General features: G+C 72.2%; 12 protein-coding genes and 1 pseudogene. 4 read left to right on the top strand and 9 right to left on the bottom strand.

Going from position 1 to position 15,895, the window contains the following annotated elements; translation table 11 throughout:
* Positions 1–10 precede the first annotated feature (10 nt).
* On the bottom strand, positions 11–316 hold the full coding sequence (locus ACFPP6_RS08545) for a hypothetical protein (protein WP_382038747.1): 306 nt from the start codon (positions 314–316) through the stop codon (positions 11–13).
* 313 nt (positions 317–629) lie between these two features.
* Between ACFPP6_RS08545 and ACFPP6_RS08540 the strand changes: the two genes are divergently transcribed.
* Positions 630–1,709, top strand: a complete 1,080-nt coding sequence (locus tag ACFPP6_RS08540) for an LLM class flavin-dependent oxidoreductase (protein ID WP_382038745.1) — start codon at positions 630–632, stop codon at positions 1,707–1,709.
* A gap of 522 nt (positions 1,710–2,231) precedes the next feature.
* Here the strand turns inward: ACFPP6_RS08540 and ACFPP6_RS08535 are convergent.
* Positions 2,232–2,378 carry a hypothetical protein gene (locus ACFPP6_RS08535; protein ID WP_382038743.1) on the bottom strand — a complete coding sequence of 49 codons (147 nt, stop codon included), beginning with the start codon at positions 2,376–2,378 and terminating at the stop codon, positions 2,232–2,234.
* Between the two features lie 90 nt (positions 2,379–2,468).
* Between ACFPP6_RS08535 and ACFPP6_RS08530 the strand changes: the two genes are divergently transcribed.
* Both ACFPP6_RS08530 and ACFPP6_RS08525 read left to right on the top strand, forming a co-directional pair.
* The gene (locus ACFPP6_RS08530) at positions 2,469–3,581 is read left to right on the top strand and encodes an ABC transporter substrate-binding protein (RefSeq protein ID WP_382038741.1); all 1,113 of its coding nucleotides are present in this window, start codon (positions 2,469–2,471) and stop codon (positions 3,579–3,581) included.
* Positions 3,582–3,695: 114 nt separating this feature from the next.
* Positions 3,696–4,598: an NAD(P)-dependent oxidoreductase gene (locus ACFPP6_RS08525; RefSeq protein WP_382038739.1), complete on the top strand. Its 903-nt coding sequence runs from the start codon at positions 3,696–3,698 to the stop codon at positions 4,596–4,598.
* 186 nt (positions 4,599–4,784) lie between these two features.
* Here ACFPP6_RS08525 and ACFPP6_RS08520 read toward each other — a convergent pair whose 3' ends face one another.
* Entirely contained in the window at positions 4,785–5,066 is a 282-nt protein-coding gene (locus ACFPP6_RS08520; protein ID WP_382038738.1) for a Rossmann-fold NAD(P)-binding domain-containing protein, read from the bottom strand.
* 359 nt (positions 5,067–5,425) lie between these two features.
* On the opposite strand from ACFPP6_RS08520, the pseudogene ACFPP6_RS08515 reads away from it, so the two are divergent.
* A pseudogene (locus tag ACFPP6_RS08515) lies at positions 5,426–6,606 on the top strand (GNAT family N-acetyltransferase).
* A gap of 87 nt (positions 6,607–6,693) precedes the next feature.
* Here ACFPP6_RS08515 and ACFPP6_RS08510 read toward each other — a convergent pair.
* The 6 genes from ACFPP6_RS08510 to ACFPP6_RS08485 all read right to left on the bottom strand — a co-directional run bounded on the left by ACFPP6_RS08510 (position 6,694) and on the right by ACFPP6_RS08485 (position 15,783).
* A complete protein-coding gene (locus tag ACFPP6_RS08510) occupies positions 6,694–8,133 on the bottom strand; it encodes a condensation domain-containing protein (protein WP_382038736.1) in 1,440 nt (479 codons plus the stop codon).
* An 86-nt stretch (positions 8,134–8,219) separates the two neighbouring features.
* Positions 8,220–8,489, bottom strand: a complete 270-nt coding sequence (locus ACFPP6_RS08505; RefSeq protein WP_382038734.1) for an acyl carrier protein — start codon at positions 8,487–8,489, stop codon at positions 8,220–8,222.
* 113 nt (positions 8,490–8,602) lie between these two features.
* Positions 8,603–10,465 carry an acyl-CoA dehydrogenase gene (locus tag ACFPP6_RS08500; RefSeq protein ID WP_382038733.1) on the bottom strand — a complete coding sequence of 621 codons (1,863 nt, stop codon included), beginning with the start codon at positions 10,463–10,465 and terminating at the stop codon, positions 8,603–8,605.
* Positions 10,462–12,498 carry an acyl-CoA dehydrogenase family protein gene (locus ACFPP6_RS08495; protein WP_382038731.1) on the bottom strand — a complete coding sequence of 679 codons (2,037 nt, stop codon included), beginning with the start codon at positions 12,496–12,498 and terminating at the stop codon, positions 10,462–10,464. Before ACFPP6_RS08495 ends, ACFPP6_RS08500 begins: the two co-directional genes overlap by 4 nt.
* Positions 12,488–14,587, bottom strand: coding sequence for a fatty acyl-AMP ligase (locus tag ACFPP6_RS08490; RefSeq protein ID WP_382038729.1), 2,100 nt, complete (start codon positions 14,585–14,587; stop codon positions 12,488–12,490). The genes ACFPP6_RS08495 and ACFPP6_RS08490 overlap by 11 nt, the downstream gene beginning before the upstream one ends.
* A 2-nt stretch (positions 14,588–14,589) precedes the next feature.
* Positions 14,590–15,783 carry a trypsin-like serine peptidase gene (locus tag ACFPP6_RS08485; RefSeq protein ID WP_382038727.1) on the bottom strand — a complete coding sequence of 398 codons (1,194 nt, stop codon included), beginning with the start codon at positions 15,781–15,783 and terminating at the stop codon, positions 14,590–14,592.
* Positions 15,784–15,895 lie beyond the last annotated feature (112 nt).

Raw genomic sequence — 15,895 nt, 5'->3', positions numbered from 1 at the left:
GGGGCGTCGTTCAGGAACGAGCCTGAGCCCGAGCCACGGCAGCGTGCACGGTTGCATCGCACCTCAGTGGTAGAGGAGCCGGGGCGTGGGTGAAGGTCGTGTCGCGCACGCAGCGCAGCCGTTTTCGATACCCCAGTGCGAGCGTGCTCCCGGTCAGGTCGAAGGAGGCGAGCAGCCGGGCAAAGCCCGTGATCTCGTTGGTCTTGCCCGGCACCCGCAGCTGACTGATCGTCTGCCTGTCGCCGGTGATCGCGGCCGGCAGATGTGCGGACGGGAGGTGGCCGTTGCGGGAGCCGCGGGCACTCTTGCCGTCCACCGCGACTGTGGCAGCCCCGGCCGGATCGCCACCGGCCAAGTCGGCTGGCCCACCTGGGCAGACCCACTCCAGCACCCGGGCGGACAGTCGCGGCACGGGGCCGCGATACGCACCGCGAAGGCGCCGACGACCCGGGTACCCGGCCGGGCCAGGGGGGGCTGCGGGGCCGCAGCGGCCCATTGCCCGATCGCCGTGCATGAGCGGGCGCCGTCCACTACCGCGGTCGGCCGCGATCAGCACCACACTCACGCCCTGCGCCGGGACCTGCCATGCTGAGCAGGTTCGATTCGATCCTCACACCTTGGAGGTTCCGATGCGTGCAGGCGTCGTTGTCGCCGCGCAGCCCGGTGTGGAGGACCTCGCCGTGCGGGCCGAGGAGTTGGGCTTGCACAGCTTCTGGGTCAACGACACCCCCATGGTCCACGGCGACCCCTTCGTCGCCTTGAGCCTGTGCGCGAAGGCCACCAGCCGCATCAGGCTCGGCATCGGCGTGACCTCACCGGCGCTGCGCTCGGCCCCGGCCGCTGCGAGCGGGCTCGCCAGCCTCAACGCCCTGGCACCCGGTCGGATCGTCTGCGGAGTCGGCACCGGAAACACCGCCCGGCGCACCCTGGGCATGCGGCCGACCACGGCGGCCAGGCTGGAGAACTTCACCGTCGCACTGCAGGACCTGTGCGCCGGACGTTCGACCGAGTACCGCGAAGGTGACCGGGTCCGTGACATCCGGTTCCTGCACGCCGGGGCGCACGTGAACACCGACGACCCGATCGAGTTCGTCGTGGCCGCGCTGTTCGGACCGAAGGCAGCCGCCGTCGCCGGCCGCCGCGGCACCGGCCTCATCTCCTTCGGCCTGCTGGACCCCACCGCCTGGCGCGCGCTGCACGACACCCGCCGCCACGCCGCCCAGGGCACACCCCGCGACCCCGGCTCCCACACCGGCTCCCGGGCGGACTCCTACGTGGTCACCTCGCTCCACCTGCTCGACGAGGACGAGGACCCCCACGGCGACGCGGCCCGGGACGCGACGGGCCACCTCGTCCTGTCGCTGCTGGCCTTCGCCGCCGACACAGCCGCCGACACACCCGCCTTCGCCGGGCAACTCGGCCCCGAGGAAGGCGAGGCGGTGCGGCGGCTCCTCGACCGGCGCGGCACTACCGCCACCGCGCCGGACCGGCACACCAAGCTCTACCCCAACTACCTCGGACGCATCGCACCGCAGGACCGGGACCTGGTTCTGCCCTCGCTGATGAACACCTTGGCCCTGGTCGGCACCCGCGACGACCTCCTCGCCCGCATCACCACCCTGGAACAGGCCGGCGTCGACGAACTCCTCATCCAGCCGGTGATCGACCCGCCCACCGAGATGGCCCGGCTCGCGAAACTCCTCACCTGAGCCGACCCACCTGCCGCACGTCCTTGACCTGCACACCTGCAAGATCACCAAGACTTTGCCATCGCTCTCGCCCCGGTCCACTCGGCAAAGCGCCGATGGGCAGCCGCTCCCGACGGCCCGGACGAGGCCGTCGGCAACTGCTGTCACGTACGTCCCGACGTGGCCACGAACACGATCACGGCCGGCACTTCCCGGTCGCCGTGCGGACGCCGGCCGCCCCCGCGACGAACACAACGGATGAGATGACCTCTTACTTGACCTTGCGCCAATGCGAAGTTCTCAGCCCCGCCACATCACCATCGCTGTCCCTGCGATGCCCGGCCCACGCCGGTGTCCCCCCGGGGATGGCTCACTGTGGCGGCGTGGTGGCTGCGCTTGGCGAACAGGCCTTTCATGCGTCGGCCCTCCGTGAACTCTCCCCGTACCCAGTGGACCATCAGGGCATGCGCACAGCAACTTGCGGCGCCACGGCGGAGACTGAACGTCCCGTCAGGCGGGAGGACGTTTGGGAGAGCGTTGCCATCAGCCCGAGCGGCTGTCGGTGATCAGGTGGTGCATGAAGCCGGTGCAGCGGTTCCTGCGGACCTCGGTGCGGAACGAATAATCGGTTGCGTCGGCGATGGTGGTGGATGCAATGTCCGGCGTGATCACGCAGGGGCGTGCCGCCACGTCGAGATGCGATGGACGGGTACCACCGGGCTCGCCACTCGGCGATCCGGGCAACCTGCGACCGAATCGTCACGGGGGAGACGCCAACGCATGACTACGTCACCATCGTCATCTGGAGCAGAGCGGACTGACGGATCATCCGTGCAGATCGGCGCTCTCGTTCCGCTGACTCGGCCTGGCTGGGTCGAGGCAGGCCGGCACTTGCTCGCTGGACTCGAGACGGCCGTTCACGAAGTCAATGACGCCGGCGGGATCGCCGGAAGACCACTCGAGCTGGTGGTCCGAGACACCGCGGCTGATCCACAAAGGGCTGCGGCGGCCGTGGACGAACTGGCTCGCCTGGGCGTGGCCGCCTTGGCGGGGGAGTATCACAGCGTCGTCGCTCGCGCCGCTGCCGCCAGGGCCGACGCCCTCGGCCTGCCGTACCTCTGCTCGTCAGCGGTTCTCGACGCGCTCACCGAAGAGCCGACCGAATGGGTCGCGCGCCTCTGCCCGGCGCAGTCCCACGGCTGGCAGATCTACGCGGACTTCCTCCTCGCCGCGGGCCACAGCCGAATCGCCGTAGCAGCCCAGCCGAGTGTCTACTGGGCATCCGGGGCCCGCATTCTGCGGGACTGTCTGGCTCCGCGCGGCGGCACTGTCATCGAACTCGACATGGGCGCGCTCGCCCCCACGGCCGTGTGCGACGAACTCGTCGACAATCGCGCGACGGCCCTCCTCCTTCTGACCGGCCACCCGGAGCCGGCAGTGTCGATCGTGAAGTCTGTCCGCCGCGACCACCGCCTCACCGAGATCATGATCGGTGCTCCCGCCGGGCAACCGGAGTTCGCCGAATGGGCGTCCTTGCTGGGCGACGACGGCTCAGCGATCCCGTTCTTGCGCTATCTGCCCGAGCGTCTCAGCCCACTCGGTGCACGAGTCGAAACGGCCCTCCGCGAGCGGCTGGGCGAAACACCCTCCTTCGTCGCCTTCGAGGGCTACGACACGGTCGCCGTCCTAGCCGATCTGCTGCGTTCCCACGGCACGGACCGGGCGCGCATCGCCCAATCCTGGCCGCGCGTTGCTGTCGAGGGCACCCGCGGGCAGATCCGGTTCTCCCGCGCGCCGGGCATCAGTGTTTGGCAATGGGCTTGGACGCCGGTCCAAGTCGTTGACCGGGATCCGGCGGAGCCCGATCGCTTCCGGATCCTTCACGCCAGCTGAGAGAACGGCCGCAGATTCCCCTTGACCTCAACTTCAGTTCAGGTTCTAGCGTGATGTTTCGCGTACCACCAGTGGCGGCCCTGGACGGGCTGGACCACTGCAACCGGGGAGAGAGTGACCTTGTTGAACACTGCCTCAGAACGAACCGATGCCCAGTCGGCCGTGACCGTGATCGGTTTGGGTGAGATGGGCTTCGCACTCGCCGGCGCCTTCCTCGATGGCGGGCACCCGACCACAGTGTGGAACCGTACGCCGGAGCGGGCCGACCCCCTGGTCGCCAGGGGAGCTGAGCGGTCCGCGACTGTCCGCGACGCCGTTGCCACCAGTCCTCTTGTGGTCGTCAGTGTGAAGGGCAACGCGACAGCTCGCGCGGTTCTGGAATCGTCGGGCGACGCGCTTTCCGGCCGCTCCGTGCTCAACCTCACGGATGGGACGTCCGCAGAGGCCAGGGACGTGGCCGAGTGGGTCAGGGGCCAGGGCGCGCAGTATCTCCATGGGCAGATCATGACGATCGCTCCGGGCATCGGGGGAGCGGAGACGGTGGTTTTCTACGGCGGTTCCGACGCCGTGTTCAACCACTTTCATCCAACGCTCCAGCTCATCGGTGGCCGGGGAACGCTGATCTCGGCCGACCCTGGCGTGCCGGCCCTGTACGGGATGGCCGTGCACGGCACTATGTGGGGCGCGCTCAACGGGTTCCTGCACGCGTCCGCCCTGCTGTCCAGCGAGGGCATCGAGGTGAAGCGGTTCCTCGACGACGCCGGCCCGTCCGTTGCCGCACTCCTGGCGTCCTTCCCGATGATCGCCGAAGAGGTCGACCGTGGTGAGTACGCGACGCCGTACGGAGCGCTCCAGCACCACCGGCCCTCGCTCGAGGACCTGATCCGCGAGAGCGGGGACCGGAACATCGACGTCGAATTCCCCGGCTACACCCTCGGCCTCGTGAACAAGGCCGTGGAAGCCGGCCATGCCAACGACAGCTACTCGCGTCTGATCGAGCACTTCAGGAAGCAGTGAGTACGGGTGGACGACGCTGTCTGCTGAACGAATGCGCTGCTCGTCCCAGTTGACGAGACGCCCATCGAGTGCTCCAGCTTCAACGGGCGGCCCCTCTGCCCGGGCTGGAGCCAGGGGCATTCCCGTACAAGTAGTGAGACCGGCCGGCAAGCGTGTCCTGTGCCCAGGCGACCATGCGCTGCGGGGTCATCCCGCTCCACACGGGGCGTCCTCCACCTGGTCGCGCCCCATCCGCCGACCCAGCTTCACCAGCGGGTTTCCCCGCTCGCGCCTCCGGGCTTCGTAGGAGCTCATCGCCTCGGCGAGCGTCTGGGCCCGGCTCATCTCCTCCTCCAGGCACAGTGCGTCCTGAAGGGCCTTGGTCGCGCCGGCAGCCGCGTGCGGGCGCACCAGGGTGGAGGCACCCCCTGCCAACAGGACCGGCCCCCGTCGTATCCGGGGCAGTTCCAGGTCGACGACGGGCTGCACGAGCCGGCAATACTGCCACCCACCACGGTGGTACGGATCGGCTGACGCACGTGCACCTCCATTCGCCCCTCCTGCCGCGCGGTGCGAGCGAAACGGCACCGGAGTTCCTCCCCAGCCGCCCCTGCGCGCCCATCAGCATGTAGCCAGGCAGTCACGGCCGGGTTGCCGAGGCTTGCAGGGTCCGGACAGTTGCCTGTGCTCTCCAACGCCGCGACCGCTTCGACGGCTGGGACGAAGGCTGTGCTGGGGCCGGCTGCGGGCCCGGCCGTAATTCATTTGCTCTCGCTACGAGGCAAGGATGGACTGTGGTCGGGCACCACGACTCGTGGTGCCGGTATTTCGAGGAGGCAGCGGCGGCAATGGAGATTCGTTCCACGACCGATGAGGACTTCGACGTCTTCGTCGACACAGTCCATGCCACGTTCGGGCGTTTCCCGGAAACCCCGGTCGAGGGAGGCGGGCTGTGGTGGTCGGCGCTCGAGGTGGACCGTTGCCTGCTTGCTCTGGCGGCGGACGGGCGGCCCGTCGGCACCGCCGCCGCGCACTCCTTCGAGCTGACCCTGCCCGGTGGGACCTTCGTCCCGGCTGCCGGGGTGACCGCCGTCGGCGTCCTGCCCTCGCACCGGCGTCAGGGCGTGCTCAGCGCGATGATGCGGCATCAGCTCGCCGAGCTGCGGGCCCGCGGGGAGTTCCTCTCCGTGCTGCTGGCCTCCGAGGCCCCGATCTACGGCAGGTTCGGCTACGGACCGGCGACCTACACGGCGCAGCTGACGGTCCCGCGCCACAAGGCGACCCTCGCCGTTCCCCGGGCGCGCGAAGTGGCCGACGCCCCGGCGACCGGCCCGGACGCCGGTTCGGTCGAGGTAGTGCGTCGTGCCGAGTGCGCAGAGATCCTGGAAGAGGTCTACGACCGGTACCGCCGCGCCCAGCCCGGGGCGCTGTCCCGGCCGCACCGCTGGTGGGCCTTGCGCGCGGGGCAGCCCCCGATCTCACCGGCGCCGCGCTACGTCGCCGTCCACCGCGACGCCGACGGCGTCCCGGACGGATACGCCAGCTACTCGATCGGCGAGACCCAGACGCTGACGGTCGATGAGACCATCGCCACCGACGACGCCGTCTTCACGGCCCTGGCCCGCCCGAGCACCCGCTGCGCTGGCAGTTCGCGGACTTCCGCGCGGGCGAGGTGAGCGGCGACACCGACTGGCTCTGGGTACGGCTCCTCGACGTCCCCCGTGCGCTGACCGCACGCGGCTGGTTCACGGACGGCGAGCTCGTCCTCGACGTCGACGACCCCTTCCTCGGCGAGCACGGCCGCTACCTGCTCACCGTCCGGGACGGCAAGGCCGAGTGCGTCCCGACGGACCGGGAGCCCGACCTGTCCCTGGACGTGAGCGACCTGGGCTCGGTCTACCTCGGCGGCACCACCCCGAGCACACTCGTGCGTGCCGGACACATCCGCGCCCACCACCCGGGCGCCGCCACCCTCGCCGACACCCTCTTCCGCACCGAGCGCTCCCCGCACTGCCTGCACTGGTTCTGACCACCTGCCTGGTTCTGATCACGTGCTCACCGACCGCTCCCATCCCTCCGCCGACTACTCGTTCGGGCGACGGCGTCCCTTCCGCCGTTACCGGCCGCCCCCCGGCAGCGGAAGGCGGGAGAGAGGGCGGTCCGGCCGAGTGGCCGCGCTCTCCAGGAAAGCGAGGAACCGCTCCTGGTGGGTGGCCATGTCGTCCTTGGTGTAGAGCGTGGCGTTGCCGAGGAATTCGATTTTCATGCTGTCCGCCTGCGGGCCGGCGCCCGTGGGCCCGTCCCGGCCGGCCGGGGTGCGGTAGACCTTGAGGGCCAGGTCGGGGATGAGACCGGCGGGCAGTTGCCGGGGAGTGGTCGTGCAGGAACCGAAGCGGAACTCCCGCCCGAAGGCCATGACATTGACCTCGGGGCCGACGAGGGCGGCCGAGCCGTCGGGCAGGCCGAGGTCGGCGCGGAGGTACGCGGTCGGGTAGCGCTGATGCCGGATGATGCTCCGGATCTTCGTCCCGGCATCCTCCACGAGCCGGGCGAAGGTCGTCGCGGGGCCGACGGGCAGCCGGAGCGGCAGCACGTTGGCCAGCATCGCGGGCGTGGCGAGGGCGGCCCGCGAGTGCCGCGCCGCCATGGGCAGACTGGTGATGACCTCGGGATGGCCCGTGAGGCGGTGCGTGTACGCCGCGGTGGCCGCGACGATCGTCGCGGACCAGCGGCCGACGCCCGCACCGACCGTGCCGAGCAGCGTGCTGAGCTGTTCGGGAGAGAGCAGTGCGGTGCGGCCCACGGTGCGGCCGGAGGACGCGGCGCGCCCGGTCAGCGGGGTGCCCTGGGGCGGTGCTGCGAACTCGTTCCGCCAGAACGCGGCGTCCGCGGCGCGCTCCGGCGAGGAGAGGTAGGCGGCTGTCTCGTCGAGCAGCCCGACCAGTGGGGCGGCGGCGGACGGCGCCGGGTCGCGTCCGCTCTCGTAGGCGGTGTACAGCTCGGCGAGGCGCCGGCAGTGGAGGTACTGGCCGAAGCCGTCCAGGGCGATGTGGTGGTACCGGAAGTAGAGGAGGCTGCGCCGGGGGCCGAGGACGAACAGGACGTGCGTGCAAGGGGCCTCGGCGGCCAGGTCGGTCGCGGTGCGGAGGTCCTCGTCCATCAGCTGCTCGGCCGCGACCTCCGGCTGCGCGCGGCCGGAGAGGTCGACGACGCCGAGCAGTCCCTTCCCTGCCGGGCCCTGCTCCGTCGCCTCCTCTGCCTCCCCGGTCTCACCTGCGGGTTCCACGGTGAGGCCGACGCCGGCACCGTCGCCGTCGCCTGTGGCGTGGAAGCGCGTTCGCAGGGTGTCGGCCTCGGCGACCGCCCGGGCCACGGAGCGGCGCAGGGCGTCGTGGTCGAGCGTCCCGTCGAGGGCGATGGCGACGGCGCAGTTGTAGAGCGGGTCGTCCGGCGCCTGTTGCTGTGCGGCCCAGATGCCGGTCTGGGCGACGGTGGCGGGGTGGAGGACGGTGAGGTCGTGGTGGCGGTGACGGTGGTGATGACGGTGGTCGGACACGTGGCCCCTTCATTCGGTGGCGTCACGGGCGGGGGTTTCGGGCGTCCCGGAGGCGGCGGACAACCCGAACACAACGGGGGTCCCGCTCACGTGCCCTGGGCGAGCTCCTTGGTGACGGCCTCGACGAGCGCGTCGGTCGTCGGGTTGTCCCACATCATGGTGGGGTCGACGTCGATGCTGAAGCGGTCCTCGATCTCCGCGGCAACGGACAGGGCGTAGACGGAGTCCAGGCCGTAGTCGCTGAGCGGGACGTGCGACGCGATGTCCTCGCGAGGCATTTGCACGTGCTCGGCGACCAGGCCGAGGAGCCAGTCCCGGAGGGCGTCTCTGTCGTGCTCGGCCGTCGGATCAGCCATGTTCTCTCCCTTTCACGGGTTCCAGTGGGGGATGGGTCCGAGTGCATCTGCCGGTGCCAGTGCCGGCGCCGGTACGGCGGTCGGCCGGGGGCGGCCCCCGCCGGCCGTCCGTATCAGGTGGCCGTGCGCGGGGTCCGCGGGAGCAGCCCGTAGCCGAGCGCGCGCTCGTGCCGGTGCAGCAGCCGTTCCCACAGGGCGTCCTCCAGGTACGGCGGCAGCGAAGGGGGCGCGGCGCCGATAGGGGCGCGCAGCCGGTGCAGCGCCGCGGCGGCCCAGACGGGATCCGCGAGACCGGAGTCCGCGAGATTCGCGGTACCGGAGTCCGCGGGACCGGAGCCTGCAGGGGCAGGGGCAGGGGCAGGGGCAGGGGCCTCGCGGCAGCTCTTCACGAGAGCGGAGTCCATGGCACCCGCCGCACGGCCGAGCCACGCCTCGCGCCAGGTCTCGAAGCAGGCCGCGGCGACGAGCACGTTCACGTAGCGCGTCGTGAGGTCGTAGCTGGACGACCGCGCCATGACGGACAGTTCCCCGGGCCGGAGCGCCGCGCACTCCCCGGCGAGTGCGGCGAGCTCCGCGGTGAAGTGCTCCCCGTGCTCCGCGAGCGCGCGGTGGGCGGGCCCGTCGCCGTCGGGCATGGCGGCGAGCCCCTTGGCCAGCGAGGTGCTCAGGCCCTCCCGTCCGCCGGCGGTGAGGGCCAGGGCACGGAAGTCCATGGGCGGCAGCTCCGTCCCGGGCCGGAACAGCCCGGGGGGAGCGGCGACGTCGTCGCGGAGCCAGGAGCGGCGGGCCAGCAGGGGGAGCTGCGGCAGGAGCGACACCTGGCAGGCGGCGCGCGCCGCATGCCCGAATCCGACGGGCTGGAGGTCGCGCAGCAACTTCTGGAAGATCGCGCCGGGGCCCTCGCGGAGGTAGAAATGGGCGCCGAGGACTGAGGAGAGCCTGTTCACGGCGTCCATGAGCGCTTTGGACACGAAGTACTTCACTGCTTGCGCGTGGACGGCGGTCTCGGCGGGCAGCAGGTGCAGCGCCCGGGTGGTGACGGTGGCGAAACAGTCCGCGGTGAGCAGGTCGGCGAAGGCCCCGGCGAGGAGGGAGCGCACGTGGGGCAGGTCGGCGGCGGTCCTGCCGTAGAGACGGCGGTTGCGGACGTGGCGCAGGGTGACGTCCAGCGCCGTCTCGACGACCGCCGTGGACATGGCCGCGAGGGTGGTGCGTGTCACCTGGAACGAGCGCAGGGCCGTCTCCAGGCCCAGTCCCTCACCACCGAGGACGGCGCGCGCGGGCACCGGGCAGTCGCGGAACTCGACGCCGCCGAGCTGGACGCCGCGCATGCCGGTGGTGCGGTAGCGCGGCAGGTAGGTGACGCGCCGGGCAGGCAGCCGGGACTTGTCGACGTAGACCTGGGAGTGGCTGCGGCTGCCGCGCGCCGTCGACGTACGGGCGAAGACCACCACCGCTTCGGCGCGCCGGAGGTTGGTGACGACCTCCTTGCGCCCGTTGAGGAGGAGCGTCGTCCCGTCGCCGCGCGGCAGAGCGCTGAACTCGGTGCCCGCCATGTCGTTGCCGTGGGCCAGCTCGTGGTAGGCGACGGCGATGCGCCCGCCGTCCCGCAGCAGGGCCGCGGCCGCCCGGCAGTGGTCGTCGCCGCCCGCGGTCCAGACGTTGACGCCGGCGATGAAGGAACTGGCGCCGTAGCCGAGACCCAGGCAGGGGTCGCGCCGGTAGACGGTGCGCATGACGTCCACGAGCCGGTCGAGGCGGGTGAGACGGCCGCCGAACGCCGCGGGCACGAACTCCTCGTTGAGGCCGAACGCGTTCAGGGCCTCCTCGCCCTCCGCGAGCATTTCGCCGCGTTCGTCGGCCGCGAGCACGGCGGCGAAGCCGAGGGGGTTGCCGGGGTCGGCGGGGTCGCCGAGGATCCGGTCGAGCGCGTGCGCCCGGTCCGTCGGGGCGGTCGCCGCGGGAGCCGAGGTCACGAGACGCCCCTTCGTACGGGCCCGCGTCGCGGCGGGGACGGTGGAGTGCCGCCGGAACCCGGTGGCGTGCCCGTGGCTTCCGGCCGGGTGGCTGCCGCCTGGAGACCTTCCGCCTGGAGACCTTCCAGCTGGTGGGCTTCCGGCCGGCGGACATCCGGCCGGGCGCCGTCGGCCTCCTGCGGCTGCTGCTGCTCGCACAGCAGCCGGTCGGCCAGGCGGTCGAAGGCCTCCGCGCGGATCTCGGCGCGGGCCTCGCCTGGGGGATGGCCCAGGCGGTTGAGGACGAGCGCCAGCCCCGCGGACAGCCGCAGGGCGTCGTGCGGCGTGGCGGCACCGGCCAGGTACAGGTGGATCAGGGCCGCTCCGGCGAAGCACAGTTCGTACTGCTCGGCGAGGTCGAAGGCGGCCTGCGGAACGTTGCGGGGAGCGCGCTTCTGCTCGCCGAGACGGGTGTGGAGCGCGCCGGCGAAGGCGACGAGCTCGTCGGCCGCGCGGGACGCCTCCCACGGCACCAGGCCCTCCCCGGCGGCGCGCCTCAGCCGTCCGGCGGCCTCGGGGAGCAACTGGACGAGGCTGCAGCCGCGGGTCGACAGCATCCTCAGCCGCGCCGGGTCGAAGGGAAGGACGGGGGCGCCCGGCACCGTCCGGGCCACGGCGTCCCGGTCGGCCGTCCCTTTGCGCCAGGCCCGGGACAGGGCGGGGAAGTGATCGACGAGCAGGCTGCGGTTGACGGCGGTGCTGCCGTCGAAGACCGCCACGATGCGGTGGTCCCGCTCCAGCTTGGCGAACGCGCCGTCCTCGTAGGACTCGCTCAGGAAGCCGCGCACGCCCAGGAGTTCGGCGAGCGTGTCCAGGCTGTCCTGGACGAGCCCGGGGACGAGGGCCTTGGTGACGGCGGAGACGACGCTCAGCTCGGACGTGAGCGTGTGGATGCTGCGGGCCGCGACGTCCACCACCGACTCCGCCACGGCCAGGGTGGCGGCGGCCCGCCCCAGGATGCGGCGGACCCGCGGCAGCTCGGCGAGCGTGCGCCCGTACAGGACGCGGCTTCCGGCGTAGCGGACGGCGATGTCCAGGCCGTGGTCGAGGGCGCCGAGCGAAAGGGAGGTGCACAGGGTGCGGGTGAGCTGGAGGGACGTGAGGACCGTCTCGACACCGGCGCCGGACTCGCCGACGAGCGCGGTGCCGGGGACGACCGCCCCGTCGAAGGCGATGCCGCTGATGTCCGCGCCCCGGATGCCGTGGGTGCGCACCTTCGGCAGGGTGCGGTACGAGCCGGGCACCAGCCGGGTCTTGTCGACCAGGAACAGGCTGAAGCCCCGGGGGCCGCCCGCGTCCGCCGTGCGGGCGAGGACGCACAGGTATCGGCCGCGCGTCGCGTTGTTGATGAGCCACTTCTCGCCGTCGAGCCGCCACCCGCCCTCGCAGGGGCGGGCCGTGAGCTCCCCGGCGAGCAGGTCGCTGCCGTGGTCGCGTTCGGTGAGGGCCCAGGAGACGACGGCGCCGCTGCGGACGGCCCGTGCGAGCCGGGCCGCCTGCTCCTGTGCCCCCGCGACCCAGACGGGTGCGGCGCCAAGGAACGTCTTGCCGTGGGCGACGGCGACGGTCAGGTCGCGGCGCGCCACGATGCGCTGCAGCTGGACCAGCTCGGCCATGTCGCGCATGCGACCGCCGTGGCCGACGTCCACGTAGAAGGAGCACAGGCCGAAGGAGTCGAGGGCGGCACAGGCCGTGGCGGGGAACTCCTCCCGGTGGTCGAGGGCGGAGAGCGCGGCCCGGGCGAACGGGGCCTCGCCGGCCCAGGGCCGGTCCAGGAAGGCGCCGAGGGCGATCACGGAGTCGTAGGTGGTCCCTAGGCCGTAGGTGGTCGAGGGGGCGTGGGAGGCCGCGGGGTTGCAGGAGCTCGCGGGGATACGGGTGGTCGCGGGGTCGTCGGAGTTCGCCGGGCTGCCGGGGACCGCGGAGTGGCGTGAGCTCATGGGATGGCGCGAGCCCATGTGGTGGCGCGAACTCATGGAGCCGTCATTGGACATGGCGCACGTCCTCCGGTCCCGTGCCGGCCCGGTCGGCCCGGTCGGCCCGACCGGTCGCGTCCTCCGCGCTCAGCGGCACGGTGCGCGCCAGGGCCGGGCCGAGCGCGGTGTGCACGGGTTGGAGCTCCCCGGAGCACAGCAGTTCGCGGGTGCGCAGCCGCTGGATCTTGCCGCTGGTGGTGCGCGGGACGGTACCCCGGCGGACGAGCACCAGGCCGCCCAGGTGCGCCCCGAAGCCCTGGAAGACGGTGTTCCTGACCGAGGCGGCCAGTTGCTCGAGGTCCGCGCGGCCGTGACGGCCCCGGATCTCGTGCACGAGGACGAGGGCCTCGTCCTCGCGCCGGCCGCCCGGGCTCCCGGCACCGCCGACGGGCACGGTGAAGGCGGCGCCGCACAGGCCCTGCAGCGGGGCGTGCCGGTCGCGGACCTCGTACTCGATGTCCTGCGGGTAGAGGTTGCGGCCGCGCAGGATGATCATCTCCTTGAGGCGCCCGGTGACGAAGAGTTCGCCGTCGAGTACGGCGCCGAGGTCTCCGGTGCGCAGATGGCCGTCCGCCCCGTCCGTCCCCTCCGTGCGGTGCCCAGCGCCAGCGGCGGGTCCACCGGCACCTGCCACGGCTTCCGCGAGCGTCGCGCGGAAGACCCGGTCGGTGGCCTCCGGGGCGTTCCAGTAGCCGCGGGCGACGCTGTCGCCGCGCAGCCAGATCTCACCGACCGTCCCGTCGGGCACGGGCCGCAGGGTGGCGGGGTCGACGATGGTGACCTCGAAGTCGGCGGGGTAGCCGCAGGAGACGAGCTCGGTGGTGGCGGCCCCGGCGCCGGGCCCTGCGGCAGCGGCAGCGGCGGGGACGAGGGCACCGGCGGCCAGGCGTGCCTCGTCGAAGCGGCGCACGACCGGATCCCGGCCGACGGGGGTGCTGACGAAGACCGTGGCCTCGGCCAGGCCGTAGCTGGGCTTGAAGGCGTCGGCCCGCAGCCCGGCCGGGGCGAAGCGCTTGGCGAAGTCGGTGAGGGTGGCGGGCCGCACCGGCTCGGATCCGTTGCCGGCGATGCGCCAGCGGGACAGGTCGAGCCCGGCCAGTTGCTCGTCGGTGACCCTGCGGGTGCACAGCTCGTAGGCGAAGTCCGGGGCCGCGGAGACGGTGGCGCCGAACTCGTCCATCATGCGCAGCCACCGGTGGGGCCGCTTGAGGAATCCGGTGGGGCCCATCATCACGGAGGACGCGCCGAGGGCGAGCGCGGGCAGGACCATGCCCAGGAGTCCCATGTCGTGGTAGTGCGGGATCCACGAGCCGAAGACCGTGGTGCGGTCGACGCCGAACGCGCGCCGGATGCTGTCGGCGTTGTGCAGGAGGTTGCCGTGGGTGACGACGACACCCTTGGGGTCGCCGGTGGATCCCGAGGTGTACTGCAGCAGGGCGACGGTGTCGTGGTCGAGCACGGGATCCGGGGCCGAAGTGGGGGCCGAAGTGGGGGCCAGAGCTGGAGCCCGCCCCGTGTCCACCGGTGCCCCGGCCGTGTCCGGGGGCACGGTGCCGAGGACGTCGGTGAGCAGGACGCCGCAGCGTTCGCCGCCCAGGCCGTCCCCGCCCAGGCCGTCCCCGCCCGGACCCTCCCCGCCCAGGCCCTCCTGATCCAGGCTCTCCGCCCACGCGGTGACCTCCGGCAGGCTTGCGGTGCTGGTGAGCACGAGGCGGGCCCCCGCATCGGTGGCGATGGCGGTGACGCGCCGCTGCTGCGGCCGGAACCGGCCGGGCAGGGGCGAGGGAACCGCGATGACGCCCGCGTACAGGCATCCGAGGAAGGCCACGACGCACTCCGGCCCCTCGGGGTGGAGCAGCAGCGCGCGATCGCCCGGAACACATCTCTGGAGGAGCGCGGCCGCGATCGACCGCGCTCGGAGGTCCAGTTGCTCGTACGTGAGGGACGTGCGGCCGTCGGCGGCGTCGAAGTCGTGTACGAATGTCAGCGCCGTACGGGTGCGGGTGGAGCGGTCGGCGGCCTGCCGGCGGATCGCGTCGGCGTAGTTCCGGTGCACGCCGTCCTCACGACCCGGGCTCCGGCGGTCCCGGCGGTTCCTCTCGCCCACCGTCACCCCTTCGTGCCGCGGGGCGCGGCGCCTGCGGGCGCGGCCTTGTGCGCGGAGGATGCGTGCGCGGAGGACGTGCGAGCGGAGGGCGTGCGCGCGCCGGCCGACGACGGGCCGCCCGCCGGGTCGGCGGACTGGGCGAAGTCGTAGACGGCCCGCTCCTCGGCACCGAGGTGGGTGGAGCTCAGGTTGGGCCCCTGCAGCCAGCCGATGATGCCGATGATCTGACCCGGGTCGTCGTAGCGGGAGAAGACCCCGACCTGGACGCCCTCGCCGGTGGCGGGGTCGAAACCGGCCAGCAGGGGTCCGCCGCTGGTCCCCGGCGACAGCGCGCCGCGCATCACGTCGCTGTAGTAGACCGGGTCCGCCCACGAGGTGCCCTGCGCCACCATCAGGGAACGGCCGTCGAAGGTGCGCTGGAGGCCGGAGGCCACGTTGCCGGGACGGTAGTAGTTGCGCTCGTTGATGGTGGGGTAGCCGAAGACGTGGTGCTGCTGGTTCTGCGGCTGGTCGAAGGCGATCTGCTGTGCGCCGGTGACCTGGGCGATCGGCCGCGGCTCGTCGGGGTTGTCCACCAGGATCGCGGCCATGTCGTGCCCGAGCAGCCAGTCGGCGCTCTCACTCCAGGTCTTGGTGAAGAACTCGCGTGTCACGCCCCAGACCCCGTACGGCGCGATGTCCTTTCCGGGAAGTGCGGTACTGGTGGTGCCGCGCGGCAGGTTCGCTCCGTTGAACCCCGGCACGAAGACCATGTTGGTGACGATCGTGTTGCCGAACCCCAGGCCGAAGGGGGTGTGGACGCGTACGCAGTGCGCAGCGGTGAGCACGGTGCTTTCGTTGGCGCCGGCCACCACGTTGCCGGAGCACGAGGACCGGGCGACGGTGCCGTTGTCCAGGTCCTTGGTCTCCATGAAGATCTTGCCGGCGGTGCGGGAGATCAGCCCGGCCTTCCGCGGCCACGGCTTGCTGAGGTCGTCCCAGCCTCCCGGCGGCGGGGTCGCGTCCTGGACCTCGTGGTTGAGGCCGGCGGCGGCCATCTTGTCCAGGGTCCAGTACTCGACCTCGGCCCTGAGCCGCTGGTCGTAGTCCGCGCCGGCCGGGACCAGCGGACGCAGCTCGAACGCCGGCACGGCGGCCGCACCGGCGGGCGGTGCCGCCGTGAGCAGCGCGGCCATCAGCCCGAGCGCGCCGAGCACGCCGGTTCTCGTACGCGTTGACCATCTTGAACGCGCTGACCAGCTCGTGCGTCTTGACCATTTCCCGAGGGACATCGTCTTACCCTTCGAAGGATTCCGGGATCGGTTGCTG

The sequence above is a fragment of the Streptomyces aureoversilis genome, from assembly GCF_042657885.1.
GTDB classification, from domain to species: Bacteria; Actinomycetota; Actinomycetes; order Streptomycetales; family Streptomycetaceae; genus Streptomyces; species Streptomyces aureoversilis.
The sequence above is the reverse complement of the archived record's forward strand: the minus strand, read 5'-3'. Positions and strand labels throughout refer to the sequence as shown.